The 18,931-nt window shown below is 70.0% G+C and carries 19 protein-coding genes and 1 pseudogene; 9 read left to right on the top strand and 11 right to left on the bottom strand.

Annotation, left to right across the window (positions count from 1 at the left end; genetic code table 11):
- Positions 1-8 precede the first annotated feature (8 nt).
- The 3 genes and pseudogenes from OG978_RS42530 (at position 9) to OG978_RS42520 (ending at position 1,305) form a co-directional block, all read left to right on the top strand.
- Positions 9-575, top strand: coding sequence for a CGNR zinc finger domain-containing protein (locus OG978_RS42530; protein ID WP_326770443.1), 567 nt, complete (start codon positions 9-11; stop codon positions 573-575).
- Positions 482-936 (top strand): annotated as a pseudogene (locus tag OG978_RS42525) (AfsR/SARP family transcriptional regulator); the annotation flags it as partial. The gene OG978_RS42530 and the pseudogene OG978_RS42525, both read left to right, overlap by 94 nt.
- Positions 937-960: 24 nt before the next feature.
- Positions 961-1,305: a hypothetical protein gene (locus OG978_RS42520; RefSeq protein WP_326771090.1), complete on the top strand. Its 345-nt coding sequence runs from the start codon at positions 961-963 to the stop codon at positions 1,303-1,305.
- Here the strand turns inward: OG978_RS42520 and OG978_RS42515 are convergent.
- The 3 genes from OG978_RS42515 to OG978_RS42505 form a co-directional block, all read right to left on the bottom strand.
- A complete protein-coding gene (locus OG978_RS42515; protein ID WP_326770442.1) occupies positions 1,277-1,528 on the bottom strand; it encodes an acyl-CoA carboxylase epsilon subunit in 252 nt (83 codons plus the stop codon). The genes OG978_RS42520 and OG978_RS42515 overlap by 29 nt on opposite strands.
- Positions 1,525-3,039 (bottom strand): acyl-CoA carboxylase subunit beta, encoded by a 1,515-nt coding sequence (locus tag OG978_RS42510; RefSeq protein ID WP_326770441.1) that lies wholly within the window; start codon positions 3,037-3,039, stop codon positions 1,525-1,527. Before OG978_RS42510 ends, OG978_RS42515 begins: the two co-directional genes overlap by 4 nt.
- Positions 3,040-3,157: 118 nt before the next feature.
- Complete coding sequence (locus OG978_RS42505) at positions 3,158-3,658, bottom strand: hypothetical protein (RefSeq protein WP_326770440.1); 501 nt, start codon at positions 3,656-3,658, stop codon at positions 3,158-3,160.
- A 49-nt stretch (positions 3,659-3,707) separates the two neighbouring features.
- Between OG978_RS42505 and OG978_RS42500 the strand changes: the two genes are divergently transcribed.
- Entirely contained in the window at positions 3,708-3,863 is a 156-nt protein-coding gene (locus OG978_RS42500) for a helix-turn-helix domain-containing protein (protein WP_442817879.1), read from the top strand.
- Between the two features lie 79 nt (positions 3,864-3,942).
- Here the strand turns inward: OG978_RS42500 and OG978_RS42495 are convergent, their stop codons facing one another.
- Complete coding sequence (locus OG978_RS42495; protein WP_326770439.1) at positions 3,943-4,731, bottom strand: GntR family transcriptional regulator; 789 nt, start codon at positions 4,729-4,731, stop codon at positions 3,943-3,945.
- A 189-nt stretch (positions 4,732-4,920) separates the two neighbouring features.
- Here OG978_RS42495 and OG978_RS42490 point away from each other — a divergent pair, with 189 nt between their 5' ends.
- Genes OG978_RS42490 through OG978_RS42480 form a run of 3 tightly spaced genes read left to right on the top strand, consistent with a single transcriptional unit; the run spans position 4,921 to position 8,990 of the window.
- Complete coding sequence (locus OG978_RS42490) at positions 4,921-5,832, top strand: tyrosine-protein phosphatase (RefSeq protein ID WP_326770438.1); 912 nt, start codon at positions 4,921-4,923, stop codon at positions 5,830-5,832.
- Positions 5,829-7,154 carry an MFS transporter gene (locus OG978_RS42485; protein ID WP_326770437.1) on the top strand — a complete coding sequence of 442 codons (1,326 nt, stop codon included), beginning with the start codon at positions 5,829-5,831 and terminating at the stop codon, positions 7,152-7,154. Before OG978_RS42490 ends, OG978_RS42485 begins: the two co-directional genes overlap by 4 nt.
- Positions 7,155-7,199: 45 nt before the next feature.
- Entirely contained in the window at positions 7,200-8,990 is a 1,791-nt protein-coding gene (locus tag OG978_RS42480; RefSeq protein ID WP_326770436.1) for a glycoside hydrolase family 3 protein, read from the top strand.
- Positions 8,991-9,295: 305 nt separating this feature from the next.
- Here the strand turns inward: OG978_RS42480 and OG978_RS42475 are convergent, their stop codons facing one another.
- Together OG978_RS42475 and OG978_RS42470 are read right to left on the bottom strand one after the other, a co-directional pair.
- Positions 9,296-9,499: a hypothetical protein gene (locus tag OG978_RS42475; protein WP_326770435.1), complete on the bottom strand. Its 204-nt coding sequence runs from the start codon at positions 9,497-9,499 to the stop codon at positions 9,296-9,298.
- A 308-nt stretch (positions 9,500-9,807) separates the two neighbouring features.
- On the bottom strand, positions 9,808-10,443 hold the full coding sequence (locus OG978_RS42470) for a ScbR family autoregulator-binding transcription factor (RefSeq protein ID WP_326770434.1): 636 nt from the start codon (positions 10,441-10,443) through the stop codon (positions 9,808-9,810).
- 454 nt (positions 10,444-10,897) lie between these two features.
- Here OG978_RS42470 and OG978_RS42465 point away from each other — a divergent pair, with 454 nt between their 5' ends.
- Positions 10,898-11,851, top strand: a complete 954-nt coding sequence (locus OG978_RS42465; RefSeq protein ID WP_326770433.1) for a ScbA/BarX family gamma-butyrolactone biosynthesis protein — start codon at positions 10,898-10,900, stop codon at positions 11,849-11,851.
- A 175-nt stretch (positions 11,852-12,026) separates the two neighbouring features.
- Here OG978_RS42465 and OG978_RS42460 read toward each other — a convergent pair whose 3' ends face one another.
- Positions 12,027-12,872 carry an NAD(P)H-binding protein gene (locus OG978_RS42460; RefSeq protein WP_326770432.1) on the bottom strand — a complete coding sequence of 282 codons (846 nt, stop codon included), beginning with the start codon at positions 12,870-12,872 and terminating at the stop codon, positions 12,027-12,029.
- A 127-nt stretch (positions 12,873-12,999) separates the two neighbouring features.
- On the opposite strand from OG978_RS42460, the gene OG978_RS42455 reads away from it, so the two are divergent.
- Positions 13,000-13,671, top strand: coding sequence for a ScbR family autoregulator-binding transcription factor (locus OG978_RS42455; RefSeq protein WP_326770431.1), 672 nt, complete (start codon positions 13,000-13,002; stop codon positions 13,669-13,671).
- A 26-nt stretch (positions 13,672-13,697) separates the two neighbouring features.
- Here the strand turns inward: OG978_RS42455 and OG978_RS42450 are convergent, their stop codons facing one another.
- From OG978_RS42450 to OG978_RS42435, 4 genes are all read right to left on the bottom strand, one after another.
- Positions 13,698-15,224: an FAD-dependent monooxygenase gene (locus OG978_RS42450; RefSeq protein WP_326770430.1), complete on the bottom strand. Its 1,527-nt coding sequence runs from the start codon at positions 15,222-15,224 to the stop codon at positions 13,698-13,700.
- Between the two features lie 177 nt (positions 15,225-15,401).
- Positions 15,402-15,791, bottom strand: coding sequence for a DUF6009 family protein (locus OG978_RS42445; RefSeq protein WP_326770429.1), 390 nt, complete (start codon positions 15,789-15,791; stop codon positions 15,402-15,404).
- Positions 15,788-17,314, bottom strand: a complete 1,527-nt coding sequence (locus OG978_RS42440; RefSeq protein WP_326770428.1) for a DNA primase family protein — start codon at positions 17,312-17,314, stop codon at positions 15,788-15,790. Before OG978_RS42440 ends, OG978_RS42445 begins: the two co-directional genes overlap by 4 nt.
- A 2-nt stretch (positions 17,315-17,316) precedes the next feature.
- A complete protein-coding gene (locus tag OG978_RS42435; RefSeq protein WP_326770427.1) occupies positions 17,317-18,429 on the bottom strand; it encodes a bifunctional DNA primase/polymerase in 1,113 nt (370 codons plus the stop codon).
- Between the last annotated feature and the right edge of the window lie 502 nt (positions 18,430-18,931).

Here is an 18,931-nt window from a genome sequence, read left to right as displayed (position 1 = left end):
ATGGTGATGTGAATCTGGATCATGTCTTCGTATGCGGAAATCCGGCGCTCGACTTCGCCGCGACACTCCGGGCACGGCGCTCGGTGCGGTTCGAGATGTTCGTGACGCCGGAGCGGCTGCGGGCGTGGTACCTGGAATCCGGCATCGTCGACGCGGTCTCCCCCGGCGACCAGGACGACGTCGATCGCGCGACGGCCGTACGGGAGGCCGTCTACCGGCTGATCACGGCCCGTCGGCTCGGTGAGGAGTACGCCGACGAGGCGCTGGAAGTGCTGAACGGCGCGGCACGCAAGCCACCCGCGGCACCGCAGCTCACCGCCTCGGGACGCTGGACGGAAGCGACGCCGGACGAAGCCCTGTCCACCGTGGCGCGCCATGCGGTCGAGCTCCTGAGCGGGCCGGACGTGCCCCTGCTCAAGGAGTGCGGCAATCCCGAGTGCACCCGTGTCTACATCGACCGCTCCCGGGGGATGCGGCGGCAGTGGTGCGGCATGGAGTCCTGCGGGAACAAGATCAAGGCAGCCGCCTACCGCGCACGCAAGAAGGGCGCACACACCGCGGCGGCCGCGCAGTAGCCGCGCAGTATCGGTCCTCAGGTGGGCAGGGAGGCAGGCGACTCGCGGGGCTGGGCGACCCAGCGCACGCCACCGAACTGCTGGGGCGCGCGCTGGCGGTGTGGCGCGGCCCGGCGCTGCAGGACTGTCTGCACGGGCCGCTGTGCGCGGCGGAGGCCGAGCGTCTCGAGGAGCACCGGCTGGCGGCCCTGGAGAAGCTGTACGAGACACGGTTGCGCTCGGCACCGCACGAGGACGTCACGGGCGAGCTGGAGCGGCTGACGTACGAGCATCCACTGCGGGAGCGCTTCTACGACCTGTCGATGGTCTGTGCCTGGCGGGCCGGCCCGCCGAGGCGCTCGGGGTATACGAGCGTGCGCGCAAGCTCCTGGTCCACACGCTCGGTGTGGAGCCGGGCCCGGCGCTGCGCGCCCGGATGGAGTCGACGATCCGGCACGCGCCGTTCGCGGACGGCGTGCTGCCGGGCAACGGGCTGTCAGGCGGCATGTCGGACGCGGCGGCTCTGCTCGACCTCGGCGGTACGGTCGCCCGGCTTCGGGAGCGCGTCGACGAGCTCTCCCGCGCGCAGGGCACCCTGCTGCGCCGGATCGACGAGCTCGCGGCCGCCGCGGGCAGCGGCGGCGCGCAGTGCCGGGAGTACGGCGGATCGGCCCGGCGGGCGGCCCGGAACTCCCTCGTCGAACAGGAGACCGGGCCCGTGATCACGAGGCCCATGCCCCCGGCGGCGTGAACGGGACGGGCCCGCGGTGACGGAGCGCCCGGAGCGGCGCGACGCAGGAGGTCCGTGCCTGTTCCCGCGCCTCGTTCGCCAGCGCCTCGTTCGCCAGCCGGATCCGGGCCGTGAGCAGCACGGCGAGGGCGGCGACCTCCTCGGCCGTCGGGTTTCCCTTGGAGACATGGACGGCGGCGGAGGTGAGCCCGGCGGCCGGCGTCTCGTTCCCGGGGGCGGTCACAGCGGCAGGTTTCCGTGCTTGCGGCTGGGCTGCTCGGCATATTTCGTACGGAGCATGTCCAGGGTGGAGATCAGCCGGGCGCGGGTGTCGGCCGGGTCGATGACGTCGTCGACGAGGCCGCGTTCGGCCGCGTAGTACGGGTGCATCAGCTCGGTCTGGTACTCCTTGATCTTCTGTCGGCGGGTCTCCTCCGGGTTGTCGGAGGCGTTGATCTCCCGGCGGAAGATGACGTTCGCGGCGCCCTCGGCTCCCATGACGGCGATCTCGTTCGAGGGCCAGGCCAGGGCGATGTCGGCGCCGATGGAACGGGAGTCCATGACGATGTACGCGCCGCCGTAGGCCTTGCGCACCACCAGCGAGATGCGCGGCACCGTCGCGTTGCAGTACGCGTACAGCAGTTTGGCGCCGTGCCGGATGATGCCGTTGTGTTCCTGGTCGACGCCGGGCAGGAAGCCGGGTACGTCGATCAGGGTGACCAGCGGGATGCTGAACGAGTCGCAGAACTGCACGAATCGCGCGGCCTTCTCGGAGGCGTGGATGTCCAGGACGCCCGCGAGGCAGGCAGGCTGGTTGGCCACGATGCCGACGACCTGGCCGCCGAGCCGGGCCAGGGCGCACACGATGTTCTGCGCCCACTGGCTGTGCACCTCGAAGTAGTCGCCGTGGTCGGCGATCTCCTCGATCAGGTCACGCATGTCGTACGAGCGGTTCGGCTGGGCCGGCACCAGGTCCAGCAGGCTGTCGTTGCGGCGGTCGGCGGGGTCGTCGAGGTCGCCGGCGGGGGCGAGTTCGCGGTTGTTCTGCGGCAGGAGGGACAGCAGGTGCCGTACGTCCTCCAGGCAGCTCTCCTCGTCGTCGTAGGCGAAGGCCGCGACGCCCGAGGACTCGGCGTGGCTGTCGGCGCCGCCGAGGTGCTCCATGCTGACGGCTTCACCGGTGACCGCCTGGACGACGTCGGGACCGGTGATGAACATCTGCGAGGTGCCGCGCACCATGAAGACGAAGTCCGTGAGCGCCGGGGAGTACGCGGCGCCGCCGGCGCAGGGGCCGAGGATGACGGAGATCTGCGGGATGACACCGGAGTTGCGGACGTTGCGCTGGAAGATGCCGCCGTATCCGGCGAGCGCGGTCACGCCCTCCTGGATGCGGGCGCCCGCGCCGTCGCAGAGGCCCACGACGGGGGCGCCCGCGGCCTCGGCCAGGTCCATCAGTTTGTGGATCTTCTCGGCGTGGGCCTCGCCCAGTGCCCCGCCGAAGATGCGGAAGTCGTGGGCGTAGGTGAAGACGGTGCGGCCGTGGACCTTGCCCCAGCCGATGACGACGCCGTCGGTGTGGGGTTTCTTGTCCTCCAGGCCGAAGCCGGTGGCGCGGTGTCTGCGCAATCCCTCGACCTCGTTGAACGTGCCCTCGTCGAAGAACAGGGCGATGCGTTCCCGGGCGGTCAGTTTGCCCTTGGCGTGCTGTGCGGCGGTGGCCCGCTCTCCGGGGCCGGATTCGGCCAGCGTCTGCAATGGGCCAGTGCACCGAGGCGTCCCGCCTGACCGGTCGGCAGTTGCCGCGCCGGCAGCTGATGAGCATGCATGGGCTGGCGTATCTGCGTGCCCGCGGACTGCACCACCTGGCTCTCCATCAGCCGCACGCGGCACTGGCCGACTTCCTCGAGATCGGCCGGCTGATGGAGAGCTGGGGGTGGGCCGGCCGGCGTTCCTGCCCTGGCGCACGGATGCGGCGCGGGCCCTGCTGTGCCTCGGGGAGGACCACCGGGCTGAGCAGTTCGCCCTGCGCCGGCTCGCGATGCCCGACGCGCAGCGCCCGCACGTACGCGGTCTCGCCCTGCGCATGTGGGCGCTGGCCGGGGATTCCCAGCGGCGGCCGACGGTCCTCGCCCAGGCGATCGACGAGCTGCACCGCTCCGGCGACCGCGTGGAGACGGCCCGTGCGATGGCGGATCTGGGCCGGGCGCTCCAGCAGGACGGCTCCTCGTCGAAGGGCGGCGTGATGATCCGTTCGGCGTGGCAGCTCGCGAAGGACACGGGCGCGGCGCCCCTGTGCCAGGAGATCCTTCCCGACGCACCGCTGGTGACGGCGGCGGGCGCCGGCCCGGCCGGGCCAGGCAGGGAAGGCGGACAAGGGCCGGCCCGGTACCACCGCGGCCAGGCTGAGCGGTTCCGAGCAGCACGTGGCCACCCTGGCCGCGCAGGGCCTGACCAACCGGGAGATCTCGGCCCGGCTCTTCCTGACGGTGAGCACGGTCGAACAGCACCTGACGCGGGTCTACCGCAAACTCCGGATCACCTCCCGGGGCGACCTCCCGCTCGACCTGGAGCTCGCCTAGGGCGCCCCGGTCCGCGCCTGAGGGGCGGACCGCCTTCGCCCTGGGCCTCAAAAATGTCCGGACAACCCCGCTTCGTCCCTCAGCCCTCCCCGTCCGGGCGGAAGTTGAGGACGAAGCGGGCGCGTTCGCCGTTGATGCGGCGTCGCACGAACAGCACGGGCTCTCCGTCCGGGGTGCAGCTCACGCCTTCGCGGACGAGGAGCGGGGTGCCCGCCGGGACGCCGAGCAGGTCGGCGTCGCCGATGTCGGCTCCGATGGCGCTGAAGGCCCGCCAGTCGTATTCCAGGACGATGCCGGCGCTCTGGGCCAGGACACGGACCACGTTGTCCACTCGCCCGGGGGCGGACAACTCCTCGGGCAGGAGAGAGGACTTCAGCCAGTAGCTGCTGACGCCCCACGGTTCGGCGCCGATGACGATGACGCTCTCCAGACGTGAGAGCTCGGCGGGATCGCACCGCAGGTGGCCCGCGGCCCCGACGTCGGCCGGGGTGCCGGGCGCGGGGGTGACGGCGGTGATCCGCTCGCCGCCGTCCGCGACGTCACCGGCGTCGGCCGCCGTCCCGCGAGGGACGGCAGTGGTGAGGCTGCCCAGGTCGAAGCGCTGGCTTCGCGGGTCGACCGCGATCGAGACGCGCGCGATCGGGACGCGGACGAACGTTCCCACCCCCCTGCGGATCTCGACGGAAGCGGCGCGTTCGAGTTCGGCGACGGCCTGGCGGATCGTCAGCCGGTTGACGTCGAACTCCGCACACAGTTCCGGCTCGCTGGGCAGCCGGGAGCCGGCCGGGAGGTCGCCGGAGTCGATCCGGTCCTGGATCTTCCGGGCGAGCTGCAGGTAGATCGGGGCGGTTCTTCTGTGGTTCGACACCCCTGGATCCTACGAGCCGCAATGGGGTGCGACCTGCGCGATCACGCACGAAGGGTGCCCGACGAACCGCCCGTTCATCCAAGGTTCAGCAGAGCGACGACTGGGCTCGACATAGCACCCCACCGAGGACATGTAGACATCTAGATGTCTTGCTCGACTCTGTGAAGTGCCCGACTCAGGAAGGCTCCCATGCCGCTGCTGAACTTCCGCGACCCGGCCTCCGTCGCCGACCCCCAGGGCGACCGTATCCGCCCGGGAATCCTGTTCCGCTCAGCCCAGCCCGATCCCGTCGCGGACGTCGATACCGTCGGGGAGCTGCACGCCCACGGCATCCACGTCGTCGTGGACCTGCGCAGTCCCGACGAGCGCGGGGACGACGACTGGGCAGCCGCCGAAGAGGCGGGCATCACCATCGTCCGGGCGCCCATCGTTCCGGACGACACGGACGCCATCGCCGGCCCGGGCATCGCTTCCCTGCGGACCTCCGCCGATCTGGGCCGGTTCTACGCCGACCTCGCCGCGTCCGCCCCCACGGCCGTGGCCGACGCGGTCCGGGCCGCCGCCGGACCGGGCGCGGCACTCCTGCACTGCGCAGCGGGGAAGGACCGCACCGGTCTCCTGGTGGCACTGCTGCTGGAACTCGCGGGAGTGCCCGACGACAAGATCGCCGACGACTACGTCCGTACGGCCACGGCGCTCCCGGAGATCCTCGCCGCTCTCGCCACCCGGCACCACATCGCCCTGAACGACGGCGCGTTCGGCAACGAGGGGGACGGGGCACCGGGACGGCCGGTCGTTCCCGCGCCGCTGCTCCAGGCCCCGCGGGAGGCGATCGAGGTCTTCCTGGAGACCATGCGGGCCCGTCACGGCAGCGCCGAGGGGTTCCTGCTGGGCTGCGGGGTCGAGGCGGCGGCCATCGACGGCTTCCGCGCCAAGGCCGCCGCCGATGCCGCCCTGCCCGCGACCGCCGCCGCGGCTCCTCGGCCCGCCCTCTCTGTCACCGCGGCTCCTCGGCCCGCCCTCTCTGTCACCGCGGCTCCTCGGCCCGCCCCCTCCGCCTCCCCGTCGCCCTCCCGCCCCGCAGGAGAACCCCGCTCATGACCGACATGCTGCGCAAGACCCCCGCCCCCGAGCCGCCACCCTCCGACCGCCTTCCCGGGGACGAGGCCCCGGCTCCGCGCCGGGTCATCGCCGGGCTGGTCTTCACCGAGCTCCTGATCGGGATCGGGTTCGCCATGCCGCTGGTCGCCTCTCTCGGCCTGAAGGTCAATGAGATCGCACCGGACGACAAGGAGAGCGTGCTGAGCTCCGTCATGGCGGCCGGGGCCATCGCCGCGTTCGTCCTCAACCCGGTCTTCGGCCATCTGTCGGACCGCACCGCCGGGCGCTTCGGCAGACGCAGGCCGTGGATTCTCGGCGGTCTCGCCGCCGGGCTGCCGGCCGCCGTGGTGATGGCCACGGCGTCCTCGCCCGCCCAGCTGATGCTGGGCTGGGTCCTCGCCCAGGCCGCGTACAACGCGGCGCTCGCCGCGCTCGCGGCCGTGATCGCCGACCGGGTGCCGGCCGCACAACAGGCCACCGTGTCCGGCCTGTTCGGAGCCGCCCAGTTCGCCTCCGTCTTCCCCGCCTTCTTCCTCGTCGGCCTCATACCCGACAACACCACGGCCCTGCTGCTGGTCCCCGGCATCGCCGGTGCCGCGGGCGCCGCCGTTTCGTGGACCCTGCTGCGCGGCGAGAAGGCCGTCCCCGCCGGGGAGCGGACCCCGGTGAGCCTGCGCTCGGTCTTCACCAGCCTGCTGTTCGACCCGCGCACCTCCCCGGCCTTCACCGCGGTCTGGCTGCAGCGCTTCCTGCTCCAGGGCGCCAACGCCCTGATCGGCACGTTCGGCCTCTACTACCTGATGTCCCGCCTGGAGATGTCGACGGCCGAGGCCGCCGCCCTCGTCGCGACCACCGGCATGCTCTCCGTCGTCGGCAACGTCGTCGCCGCGGCGGTGTTCGGGAAGCTGGCCTCCCGCACCGGCGCCTACCGCGCCTTCGTCGTCACCTCCGGCCTGCTGATGGCTGCCGCCATGACCATCAAGATGCTGTCCGCGTCCGTGTGGCCGATCTACCTGGCCACCACCGTCGCCGCCATCGGTCTCGGCGCCTTCTACGCCGTCGACATGGCCCTGGTCCTGCGCGTCATGCCCACCAGCACCGACGCCGCCCGCTGGCTCGGCGTGTTCAACATCGCCAAATCCCTGCCGCAGTCCATCGCCCCCCTGCTCGCCCCACTCCTCCTGGGCCTCGGCACGGACCCGATCGGACCGGCGACCGACGACAAGAACTACTTCGCGCTCTACCTCGGCGGAACCCTCGCCGCGCTCGCGGCCGTGGCCCTCACCCCGCTGATCCGGCACCCCCGCCTCACCCGCGGCTGACACCCGCCGCACCGCATCCCGCGCCATCCGACGAAAGGCACGACTGTGACCTCCCGCCTCCGCCACCCAGACGGCACACCGTTCCGCGACCTCAACCACAACGGCACCATGGAGCCGTACGAGGACCCCCGCCTGCCGGTCGACGACCGCGTCGAGGACCTCCTGGGCCGGATGACCCTGGAGGAGAAGGCCGGTCAGATGTGCCACGGCCGGATGGCCGCCGGCGACAACTCCTTCATGCCGTCCGGCGCCGGCCTCATAGCCGAGCGGCACATCACCCACTTCGCGATGATCCAGGTCCCCTCCGCCGGCACCATGGCCGCGTGGAACAACCACGTCCAGGACCTCGCCGCCGCCACCCGCCTCGGTATCCCGGTGACCCTCTCCTCCGACCCCCGTCACGGATTCACCGCCAACCCCATGACGGCCCACACCGACGGCGGATTCAGTCCGGGCCCCGAACCGATCGGCCTGGCCGCGACCGACGATCCGGCACTCGTCGAGGAGTTCGCCGCGGCCGCCGCCCGGGAACTGCGCTCCGTCGGGATCCGCGTGGCCATCCATCCGATGGCCGATCTGGCCACCGAACCGCGCTGGGCCCGCATCGGCGGCACCTTCGGCGAGGACGCCGACCGCGCCGCGCGGATGCTCGGCGCCTACATCCGCGGAATGCAGGGCAACACCCTGGGCCCGGACAGCGTGGCCTGCATGACCAAGCACTTCCCCGGCCACGGCCCGCAGGCGGGCGGGGAGGACCCCCACTTCGCCTACGGCAAGTACCAGGCGTTCCCCGGCGACAACCTCGAATACCACCTCAGGCCCTGGGAAGCGGCGTTCGCCGCCGGCACCGCCCAGGTCATGCCCTGCTACTCGATCCCCACCGGCAGCGGCCTGCCCGAGGTCGCCGCCAACTTCAACCGCGAAGTGATCAACGGGCTGCTCCGCGGCCGATACGGCTTCGACGGCGTCGTGTGCACCGACTTCAACTCCCTCACCGGCATGGAGATCCCCGGACTCGTCCAACTCCCGCCCCGGAACTGGGGAGTCGAACACCTCTCCCTCGCCGAGCAGGTCCTCATGCAGCTCGATGCCGGCGTCGACCAGCTCGGCGGTGAGACCCGCCCCGACTGGATCGTCGACGCCGTCCGCTCCGGCGCCGTCGGCGAAGGCCGCATCGACACCTCCGTACGCCGCATCCTGCGCGACAAGTTCCGCCTCGGCCTCTTCGACGACCCCTATGTCGACACCGACGCGGCAAGCGCCCTGGTCGGCGCGGCCGAGACCCGTCTCCTGGGGCGCCGGGTCCAGCTGCGGTCCCTCGTCCAGCTCACCGGCCGCGCGGAGGCACTGAGGACACTGCCCGAGGTGCCGGCCCTCTACGTGGAGAACATCGCCCCCGAGACGGCCGCCCGGTACGGCCGCCTCGTCGACCGCCCCGAAGAGGCCGACCTCGCGGTGCTGCGTCTGACCGCCCCGTACGAGAAGCGGGAAGGATTCCTGGAGCAGCACTTCCACGCCGGGTCCCTCGATTTTCCCGCCGCCGAACTGGCCCGGCTGCGGGCGCTGTGCGCGAGCGTCCCCACCGTCATCGACGTGCATCTCGACCGGCCCGCGATCCTCACCGGGCTCGCCACCGAGGCGGCCCTGCTCCTGGGCAGCTTCGGCGCCGACGACGACATCGTCCTCGATGTGGCCTTCGACCGGGCGGCAGCCGGGGGAAGCCTTCCCTTCGACCTCCCGTCCTCCATGCGGGCCGTCGAGGACTCCCGCGAGGACGTCCCGTTCGACACCTCCGAACCGCTGTTCAGCTGCGGGCACAGCGCGGTCGCGCACTGACGCCGTCGCTGCCGGACCTCGCGGACACGCCCCGGGGCCGCCGGTCAGCGGATGCCGGCCACCGCGGCGAGGGTGCGGGAGAGTGCGGCCGCGCAGGCTTCGGTGGCCGCGGCGGTGCCTGCGATGGCCACCGGCGGCGGAAGCCAGCCGTGCTTGGCGATGTGCTGGGCGACCTCGTTGGCGAGGGCGCCGCCGCCCGAGTAACAGCCGAACGATGTAGTCGATGTCCGTGGGCAGCAGCCGCGCCTCGTCGAGTGCGGCGGTGATCGCGGCGGCCATCTCCACCCCGTCGGGCCGCAGCCCGGTCATGTGGGCGCGGCGGATCCGCCGACGGCGTCGGCGCCCCGCTCCTGCTCCCGCTCCCGCTCCGGCCAGGCGTCTGGCAGGTGGAGAACGACGGGCGCCGGGCCGGTGGCGGCGGCACCGGTCGCGCCGGTCGGCAGCGCGACCGCCTGGGCCCGGTCCAGATGGCCGTTCTTGAACCGGGTCAGGACTTCCTTCTCGTCCATCGGGACGCGCTCCTGACGACCCTCAAATACCCACTCTGAGACGCGCAGTTACCGTGCAGCGAGGGTACGGAGGCCCACTGGAGAGCCAACCCATCCTTCATCCGGAACAGAGAGAACCCGCCAAAACAAACCGCCAGGTCTTCTCCTTGATCGGCGACCGGCCGACCCACCTCGACCACAACCGGCCATGGAGCCCCGGCCCTTCGCAGGGCGCGAAGGACCGGGGCTCCATGGCGAAAGACTGGGGCTCCGCGGCAAAAGGCACTGGGCTCCGTGGCAATAGACCGGGACTCCGTCACGACCACCGCCTACGGACGCCGGGTTCCCCCGGCCTCGATTCCGTCGAGACGCACCGCCGGCACGAGCGTCGGCAGCAGAAGCCGCCAGAACCGCGCCACCGTCGACGCCGAGAGCCACGTCGAGTCCCGCACCCCGAGCACTTCGAATCCCACGGTCGCGGCCACCACGGCGGTCACCACGTCCTGGACCGTCACGCCCCGGCGCAGTTCGCCTTCGGCCTCGGCCTGTTTCAGCGTCTCCTCGACCCAGCACCGCCAGCGCCCCCGCAGATCCATCCGGCTCGGGCGGGACGTGTCGCCGCTCAGCGCGAAGCCGACCCGCAGCACCACATCGCCACACAGTTCGCCGGCGAGCGCATGGGTGACGTCGACGAGGATCTGCACATGACTCACCCCGAGCGACAGCGCGCCGTTCGTGACGGCCAGCAGCCTGGTCAGCGCCGCCTCCTCGACGACGTCCACCAGGACGGCCTTGCTCGCGAAGTGGAAGTGCAGCGCCCCGTTGCTCACCCCCGCCCGCGAGCTGATCGAGGTGAGCGAAGCCGCCGAGAAGCCGTCATGGTCGAAGACCTCGGCCGCGGACCGGATCAGGGTTTCACGCGTACGCGCCGCGCGTTCCTGTTTGACCATCAACTGCTCCGTCACTGCCGGGGGTTGCCGTGCTTGCCGAAGGGCAGACCGACTATAACAAACCGCGCGTGCGGTTTCTGAAAGATTTCGTGCTCAGCCGTCAAACACCGGCACCGGGACCCGATCCACCCACCAGAACGCTGCGGGCGCACCTTGAGTCACCCCACTCAAGCGCGACTCGTGTCACGCTTGAGCCATGTCGAACCGGAATTTGACCCATGCCGGACCGGAAACGGACGCCGACTCGGCACCGGAACGCGCCGACCTGGCCACATCTCCAAGAACAGGCAAATCGGAATGAACACCTCCGCTGTTTTTCGATGACAAGCAGTCAGAGGCACTAGAAATTAAACCGGTTGGTATGTACTTTCGGCCAAGGAAGAGCCCCGACCACACCTCTCGCACCAGCCCAGGGGGAGCAATGTCTGCGAGCACGTTTCAGGTCGAGCGAACAGCGTTCGACAGAGAAATGACAAGAGGCGCCAAGGCTTCCACGATCAAGCCCGGCGGCTTCTACCCCACCACTCTTACCACTACCGTCCCCAAGGAACTCGTACACCGGTCCGCTGTCGCGGAGGTCATGCTCACCGACTGGGAGCGGGTGGACGACACCCACTTCGTCATGTCCGCCCAATGGCCACGCGGCCACAGCTTCTTCACCCCGGTCGCGGACGGCTACCACGATCCGCTCATAGGCTGCGAGACGCTCCGCCAGATCGGCATACTCCTGGGGCACGCGGAGTTCGGCGTGCCCTTCGGCCACCAGTTCCTCGTCTGGGACCTCGACATCGCCGTACGTCCGCAGCATCTGCGGATGGGGTACGAGCCCGCTGCGCTCAGCATCGACGTCGACTGCACGGAGATCAACCGGCGTGGCAGGAACCTGTCGGGGCTGCGCTTCGAAGCGGTCTTCCACCGCGACGGAAACGTCGTCGCGACCGGAGGCGGCTCGTTTTCCTGCATGGCGCCTGCGGTCTACCGGCGGGTGCGCGGCGAGCACATGCCCGGCGGCAACTCGTACCAGCTGCCGCTGATCAGCCCGGCGGCTCCGCAGAGCGTCGGGCGCATGTCGCCCATGGACGTCGTGCTCTCCCCCACGGGCGAGCGGAACCGCTGGCAGCTGCGGGTGGACACGCGGCACCCCGTGCTCTTCGAGCACGCGGTCGACCATGTGCCGGGCATGGTGCTGGCCGAAGCCGCCCGCCAGGCCACGGCGGCGGCCCTCGGCCGTTCCTCCTACCTCCCGCTCGGCATCGCCAATGAGTTCAAGCGGTACGTCGAGCTGGACTCCCCGTGCGTGATCGAGGCGTCCCTGTTGCCCGGCACGGGCCCCGAAGGCGAACAGAGCGTCCTGGTGACCGCCCATCAGGACGGTGTGCTCGTCTTCAACTCCACGGTGACCGCAGGGTCGCACGGCATCTGACCCCTGACGAACGGCATCCGACCTGTGCCGAACGGTGAATTACTCATGACGGACGGTGGCTGTCCCACCGGGCAGCCGCCGTACTCATGCCCTCATCGGGCAGCCACCGTGCTTATGCCCTCATCGGACAGCCATCGTGCTTATGCCTTCACTGGGCAGCCGCTGCCCTCATTCCTCACCGATTCCCGAAGGCACTCAGATGATCGCTCGCCCATCCGCGGAAGGTTCCGGCCGGCCGGTCGAGCAGACCGGTGACCGTGCCGTCCACCTCCGCCTTCGAACCCTCGCGGCCGCGCTCCGCGCTTTCCAGCAGCGCCTCGACGATGTCCGCCGGATAGCGTGCGCCCAGTGCGCTACGCGCCTGCTCCGGGCCCAGTTCCTCGAAACGGAGCGGACGGCGCAGCAGTTCGGCGAGCTGGGCCGTCTGTTCGACCGCGGTGATCGCCTCCGGCCCGGTCAGCGTGTGGATCCTGCCCGCGTGGCCGTCCTCGGTGAGGGCACGTACCGCCGCCTCCGCCACGTCACGCGGATCGACGCAGGCGTTGGCCGACGCCCCGTACAGGGCCCGCACCACGTTGTCCGAGCGGATGGATCCCGCCCAGGAGAACGCGTTGGACATGAAGGCGCGGGGACGCAGCAGAGTCCACTCCATGCCTGATCCGCGCAGCAGGTCTTCGTTGTGGCGCTGCCACCGGGTGATCAGGTCCTCGGACCGGCTGTCCGCGACCGCGGCGGCGGACAGCTTCACCACATGCCGCACCCCCGCCGACCGCGCCGTCCGGATGAAGCACTCGTCGTCGCCCCCGCCGGGGTTGGTCACCAGAAAAACGGTGCGAACCCCACGCAGAACACCCACCAGCGAGGACGGATCAGAAAAGTCCCCGGGGACGATCTCAGCCGCCGCAGCCGCACCCGTGACCCGCCCCGGATCCCTGGCCATGATGCGAACTGCCAGGTCAGCAGGGATCCTGCGGACCACTTCCCGACCGATGGTCCCTGTGGCACCGGTGACAAGAATCATGGATTTCCCTCTCTGCCTGACATTTCCCCAGCCGGTACACACGAGGAAGCGGTCTGTAAGATACGAACTGGACGGTTTCTTTACCGGTCTCCCGACGTTCGACCACCCTGAGGAGGGAGGAGGCAGAGTGGCTGAGCAGCTACGCGCCATCCGTACCCGTCAGACGATTCTTTCGGCGGCGGCCAAGATCTTCGAGGAACACGGGTACCAAGCGGCCACGATCTCCCAGATCCTCACCGAGGCGGGAGTGACCAAGGGCGCCCTGTACTTCCACTTCCACTCGAAGGAAGACCTGGCTCAGGGCGTCCTCGCGGAGCAGGACCAGCGGATCATCGTCCCGCTCCGCGCCTCCAAGGTGCAGGAGATCGTGGACGTCGTGATGCTGCAGGCCCACCGGCTGCAGACCGACCCCATGGTGCGCGCCGGCGTGCGGCTGTCGATGGACCAGCTGGCGCAGAGCCTCGACCGCAGCGGCCCGTTCCTGCGCTGGGCCGAGGTCGGCCACGATCTGCTCCAACGGGCGCAGGCCCAGGGCGAGTTGCTGCCCCACATCTCGCCGTCCGAGACGGCCGATGTCATCGTGGGCTCCTTCGCCGGCATCCAGTCCATGTCGCAGGCCGTCTGCGAGTACCGCGACCTGGTGGGGCGGGTCTCCGCCCTGATGCGTCACGTGCTGCCCAGTGCGGTGGTGCCCTCCGTCCTCGCCTCGCTCGACCTCTCCGAGAGCCGGGGAGCCACGGTCTACGCCGAGGCCGTGAAGGCGGCCGAGATGCGGGACCTCGTCGAAGCGGCAGGCTGAGCGCCGGTCGTTCCTGCGGTGCACCTTCAAGGATGCCCCGCAGGAACGACGCCCTTGGGAACGACGCCCTTGACGAAGTAGGCCGACAGCACCTCCGTCAGGTCACGGCCGCCCGGCGCCCAGGCGATGTAACCGTCGGGCCGCACCAGCAGCGCGTCGTGCGGCACCTCGGCGGTGGGCCGGGCGCGGACCACGTTCAGGATCCCCTCCCACTCCCGTGCCGCCTCCCGGTGGCCGCTGTCTCCCTCGCCGAAGAGCAGCAGCAGCGGCCTGCCTTCGTGCAGCAGCCCGATCACATCTGTCTCGCCGTCTGCCGTGCTGAGTACCGCGTTACGGAGAAACGTTCCCGTTGCCCGGCAGGAAACATCGGTGTGGTCCGGGAGCACCGTGTCCTGTGCGCTGATCAGGTCGCCCAGGTGCCCGTGCTCGCGGTCCGCCGACAGAATCCCGGTGAACACCCTGCGCAGTGCGTCGAGTTCGGGCCCTGGCCGCATCAGGGCGAGCTGAGCCTGGGTGTGGTCGATGACCTGCCGGGCGACGGGACGGCGCTCCACGTCATAGGTGTCGAGCAGACCGGCGTCCGCCGATCCGTGCACCGCCAGCGCCAGCGCCAGCTTCCAGCCCAGGTTCAGGGCGTCGAGCACCCCGGTGCTGAGGCCCTGTCCACCGATCGGGAAGTGCACATGCGCCGCGTCCCCCACCAGGAAAATCCGCCCCGCGCGGTAGGTCCGGGCCAGCCGCGCGAAGTCGCTGAATCTGCTGAGCCAGCGCGGTTCGTCCATCGCGATGTCCCGGCCGGCGATCCAGGACACCTCCTGGTGCAGCTCCTCCAGAGTGGGCGGCAGCTGCCGGTCCGCGTGAGCACCGGTGCAGTTCAGCGTCCGGATGTGTGTCCTGCCCTCCGCATCGCGCTTGGCCACGATCCAGCCTCGCGGGGTGCGGTGCCAGCCCTTGGTGAGCGCGTCCGGCTGCGCGAGCGTGACGGTTCCCATGAGCGCGGACACCGTCGCCGGATGGGTGTCGGAGGCGATGCCCGCCTGGTCGCGGACCGTGCTGCGGGCTCCGTCCGCCCCCACCACGTACTCGGCGAAGCAGACCGCGGTCCCCTGCGGTCCATCGGCCGTGACCCGTACCCCGCCGTCCTCCTGGACGACCTCGGTCACCCGGTGCTCGCGCAGGATCCGTACGCCGGCCGCCCGCCCCCGCTCCTCGAAGTGCCGCTCCAGCTCCGCCTGGGGGCACTTGAGGATCGGCTCGGGTTCCCGCGCGGGAGCCGTGATGACCAGTCCGGGCAGGCCCGCGAAGTGGAAAGTACTGTCTGCCGCGCCGTCGGTGTACGGATACCCCTGCCCCGGCAGGTGACCGCGACGGGCCAGGGTCTGCACCGCCCGGGCGTGCAGCGTGGTTGCTTTGGGCTGCTCGGACACATCGGCCCGGCACTCCAGGAGCACGGTGTCGACCCCGTACCCGGCCAGTTCGGCGGCGACGAGCATGCCGACGGGGCCCCCACCGACCACCACGACCTGTGCCCGTACCGAGCGCTCCCCCTGCACAGCGACACCTCCCCCTGGCTGCAGTCCATCGCTGATGGAAATATACCGGACGGACTGTTTCTAATCCATCTACCGAGGAAGACAAGCTGCCGGTCCCGCGCACGCCGCTGCCCGGCAGTGGCAACGACACCGGCACTGGTACGGAAGCTACAGCTGAAGCTCAGGCTGAGGTTGAGACTATGGCTGCAGCTCCCGAGTCGCGGACGACATCGGTCCGCCCTCCGAGCGCTCGGTCTTGTGCCCCTTGCTGCCCGGCGCCAGCGTCCGCACATCCACGGCCTCCGCCGGCGCTCCCCTGGCGTACAGCCCGTCGGGCTCGGTGTCCCGGTCGTGCGGAAGCAGCCAGAACACCCGTCGCCTGAACGTGCCCGAGGAGCGGGACGGCTTGGCCTTCGGCCCCAGGAGGGCGTACCCGACCATCCGGCCGTCGCGGTGGTAAGCGGGTCTACCGCGTCGGGTGGGCAACCGGTCCAGGCTCTGACGGACATAGTCGAGCCGACTGATGTCCTCGAGCCAGACGAGGTCCATTTCGTCGACGATCTCGTCCTCTGCGATGAGGGCACTCATACTGTCTCCTCGTCCGCGAGCAGGCCGATGCCCGGGTAGTACTTGCGCTGGTTGGAAAGGATCATTTCCTTCGGTGACGCCAATCCCACCACCTCGCGGACACGTGCCGCGAAGGCCCGGGATGAGATCGCCGGAGCTCCCTCATTCTGGCACCAGCTCCTGTAGGTCGCGTAGAGCTGCGACTGCTCTGCGCGCAGATCGGCCTCAAGCCGACAGGTCTCGTGGACGAAGCGTCCGGTGTGGTCCTCGGTCTCGGCATACGCCGTGGTCGCGATGCGGACGCGCTCGGGGCCTGAGAGGTCCTTGTCTCCCCCGAGGTAGCGACGGGCACCGCCGATGAGCCAGTTGAGGATGCCCGGACCCTCCTGGGTGACGAGGATGTCCGCCAGGTTGTCGATCTTGCGGTCGTCGGAGACGACCCGCTCGAACGGAATCAGCCGCATACGCCGCCAGAACGCGAAGCCACCCGTGCCCACTTCGGGCCGGTGGTTACCGAGCAGCCACATCTTGTGCGTCGGCTCGAAGCTGAAGAAGTCCTGCCGCATCCGGCGTGCCTTGATCCGGTCGCCACCCGTCAGCAGCTTGACGCGGGCCTCGTCGAAACGGTCCCCCGGCTTGACTTCGCTGCACACGATCACACGCCGGCCGTGCAGTTCGGCCAAATCGGTGGGATGGCCCTCGTACGGACGCGACATCAGGAACCCGGGAGGCGCCGCGTCCGCGTAGTCCCCGAGAAGCTTCATCAGGACGTCCAGCAGTACGGACTTGCCGTTCTTCCCGGAGCCGAACAGGAACGGCATGACCTGGGCGCCGACATCCCCGGTGACGGAGTAGCCGAGCAGCAGCTGAAGGAAGTCGATCATCTCCGCACCGTCCGGCCCCTCGCCGAAGGTGTCCGTCAGGAAGCGGTTCCAGCGCGGCGTCGGCATCGGCTCCGGCGCGGCCGAGGTGGAACGGGAGTGGAAGTCCTTCGTGGGCTCGGCGGGGCGGATGCGCCCGGTGCGCAGGTCGACAACGCCCGCGGGCGTGCACAGCGCGTACGGATCCGCGTCCAGCCGCGCCGCGTTGAGCACCATTCCCGGGGCCGACTTCGCCTGCGTCAGCATCGCATTCATCCCGCTGGTGCTCAGCGTGCGGCGGCGGTGCTGCTGCAACGCGGCCGGGGTGTAGACGCCCCGCGGATCGGTGGTGGCAATGGACTCCGCCAGATCGCCCGCCGACCACATCACGGTGTCGTCCTCGTCGATCTGCCACCGGGTGCCGTCCCACCGGTACCAGCCGATCCCAGGAACGTGCCGGTAGTCGTTGCAGTAGAGCTTGACGAACAACTTGGCGTTTCCGCGGTCGGTCAACGTGTCGGGCAGCAGCCCGTCCGCCGTCGCCTCCCCGTCCCCCTCCGGTGCGGCAGTGGCGGTGTACCGCGCGGACTCCTCGCTCTGCCGGGGCGCCGGGACGGGCTGCGCAAGGATCTGCGCGGCCACGGCCTGGACGTCGAAGGCGGACAGGACTCTCTCCTCGTCCACACTCACACACGCCCCCCGAGGGACAGCGGGCGTGCCAGACCTGCGTTCAGCCCGCCCCGGATGATGGCCAGACAACGCCGTTGCTGCCCCGGGCGGGCCTGCTCGGCCGCATTCTGCAACGCACGCGTGGCCTCGGCCTCGGTGACATGCCCCGCTGCGACCAGACCACCGGCGGTGTACGCGGCCCGGTTCAACTTCTCGGAGAACGCGGCGCCTTCGGGTACAGCCGCGCACGCGGAGACCTCGGCGAGAACGCCCGTCAGTACCCGCTCCCCCGCACCACGTCCGCCACCGGCCGCGAGAACCGCCTGCCGGGCACGGGGCGGCACGGGCCGGGTTCCCGGCACGAAAGCGGACGGCAGATGCCCGGTGCGCTCCAACTCCCTGGCCAGCCAGGCGGGCAGCGGAGCGGGCACCCGCACGGCTCCCACGGGCCGGTAGACACCCGCGGGGGTCACGGTCCCGGGCGCCACGATGTACCCGCCGTGCGCCCGGACGTCGACCTGCCAGGCGAGGGCGCGACCGCCGCCCGATCCGGAGGAGCACTGCCACCGGTGCCCGCCGTCGTTGCGGTACCACACGTGGAGCCCCCCGGACGGTGTACGGACACGCAGCGTCGACTCGTCGTCCGCCGGGCTGGCCGCGCCCCGCAGGGCGGCCAGCACACCCAGCGTGTGAAAGCCATTGGCCAGCCCGGTCAGGTCGACCCCGGCGGAGATCCCGACACCCGGCAGCAGCCGGTCCCGGTCAGGGAGTTCACACGCATGCGCGTCGATGTCGATGACAACGAGGCCGGCAGGACCGGTAGCAACGCCCACCCCGAGATCGGGGCGGGAACCCCACCACTGCTGGATCCGGTCGAAATCAAGCGTGGCCGCATGAAACCCATGACACCAGCGGCCCTCACGAATACAGTCGCACCCCCCTCGGGCATGACCCTGGACACGGCACACCTCACAGTTACCCACAGGCGTTTTACGGCCCGGAGCAAGAGGATGAACCGGCCACCCCTGGCGCGCACACCAGGAGGCAGTTGTCAGAGGCTGCGAAGCGACCGATGCAGATCTCACGAACTGCCGTGGGTCGCTGCGCGAAACCTGCAGCTCAGCTGCCATTCACTTCCCCCATCAGCGACTGAAGCGACTCAACTCCCAAAATCAGATTAGCGAAATCTGAGGGAGAGGAGAGGCACATGGGGCAGAACAGGTGTACGCATCTGCAAGGCGCCCCAGCGACCGAGCAACTGAGTACCCAGAGGCTGACGGCCGCTCAGTCGCTGGCCAACAGGCACACAGAACACCAGGTCAGAGGCGTATGCAACACAAAACAGCGACTGAAGCGACTCAAGTTCGCTATATATGACGCATGCACGCGCTCACACGCACACGCATGAATGTCTCCATATACCTGAAACTTGAGTCGCTTCAGTCGCTGTTCTCCCCTACAAGCGCCTCTGACCTGCGGTTTTACGTCTGCGATGGAAGCGACCCAACACTCATTCAGTCGCTCACATTCAGTCGCTGAGCCCGCTCCCCCACTGCGCGAACCGCTCAAGTCCGTTTGGATCCAGGCTCAAGCGGCTTCCCCATCACAACCGCTCCCACCAGCGCATACCCG

Source organism: Streptomyces sp. NBC_01591 (genome assembly GCF_035918155.1).
Taxonomy (GTDB): Bacteria; Actinomycetota; Actinomycetes; order Streptomycetales; family Streptomycetaceae; genus Streptomyces.
Note: the sequence above shows the minus strand (reverse complement) of the source record. Positions and strands in the feature narration are given on the sequence as shown.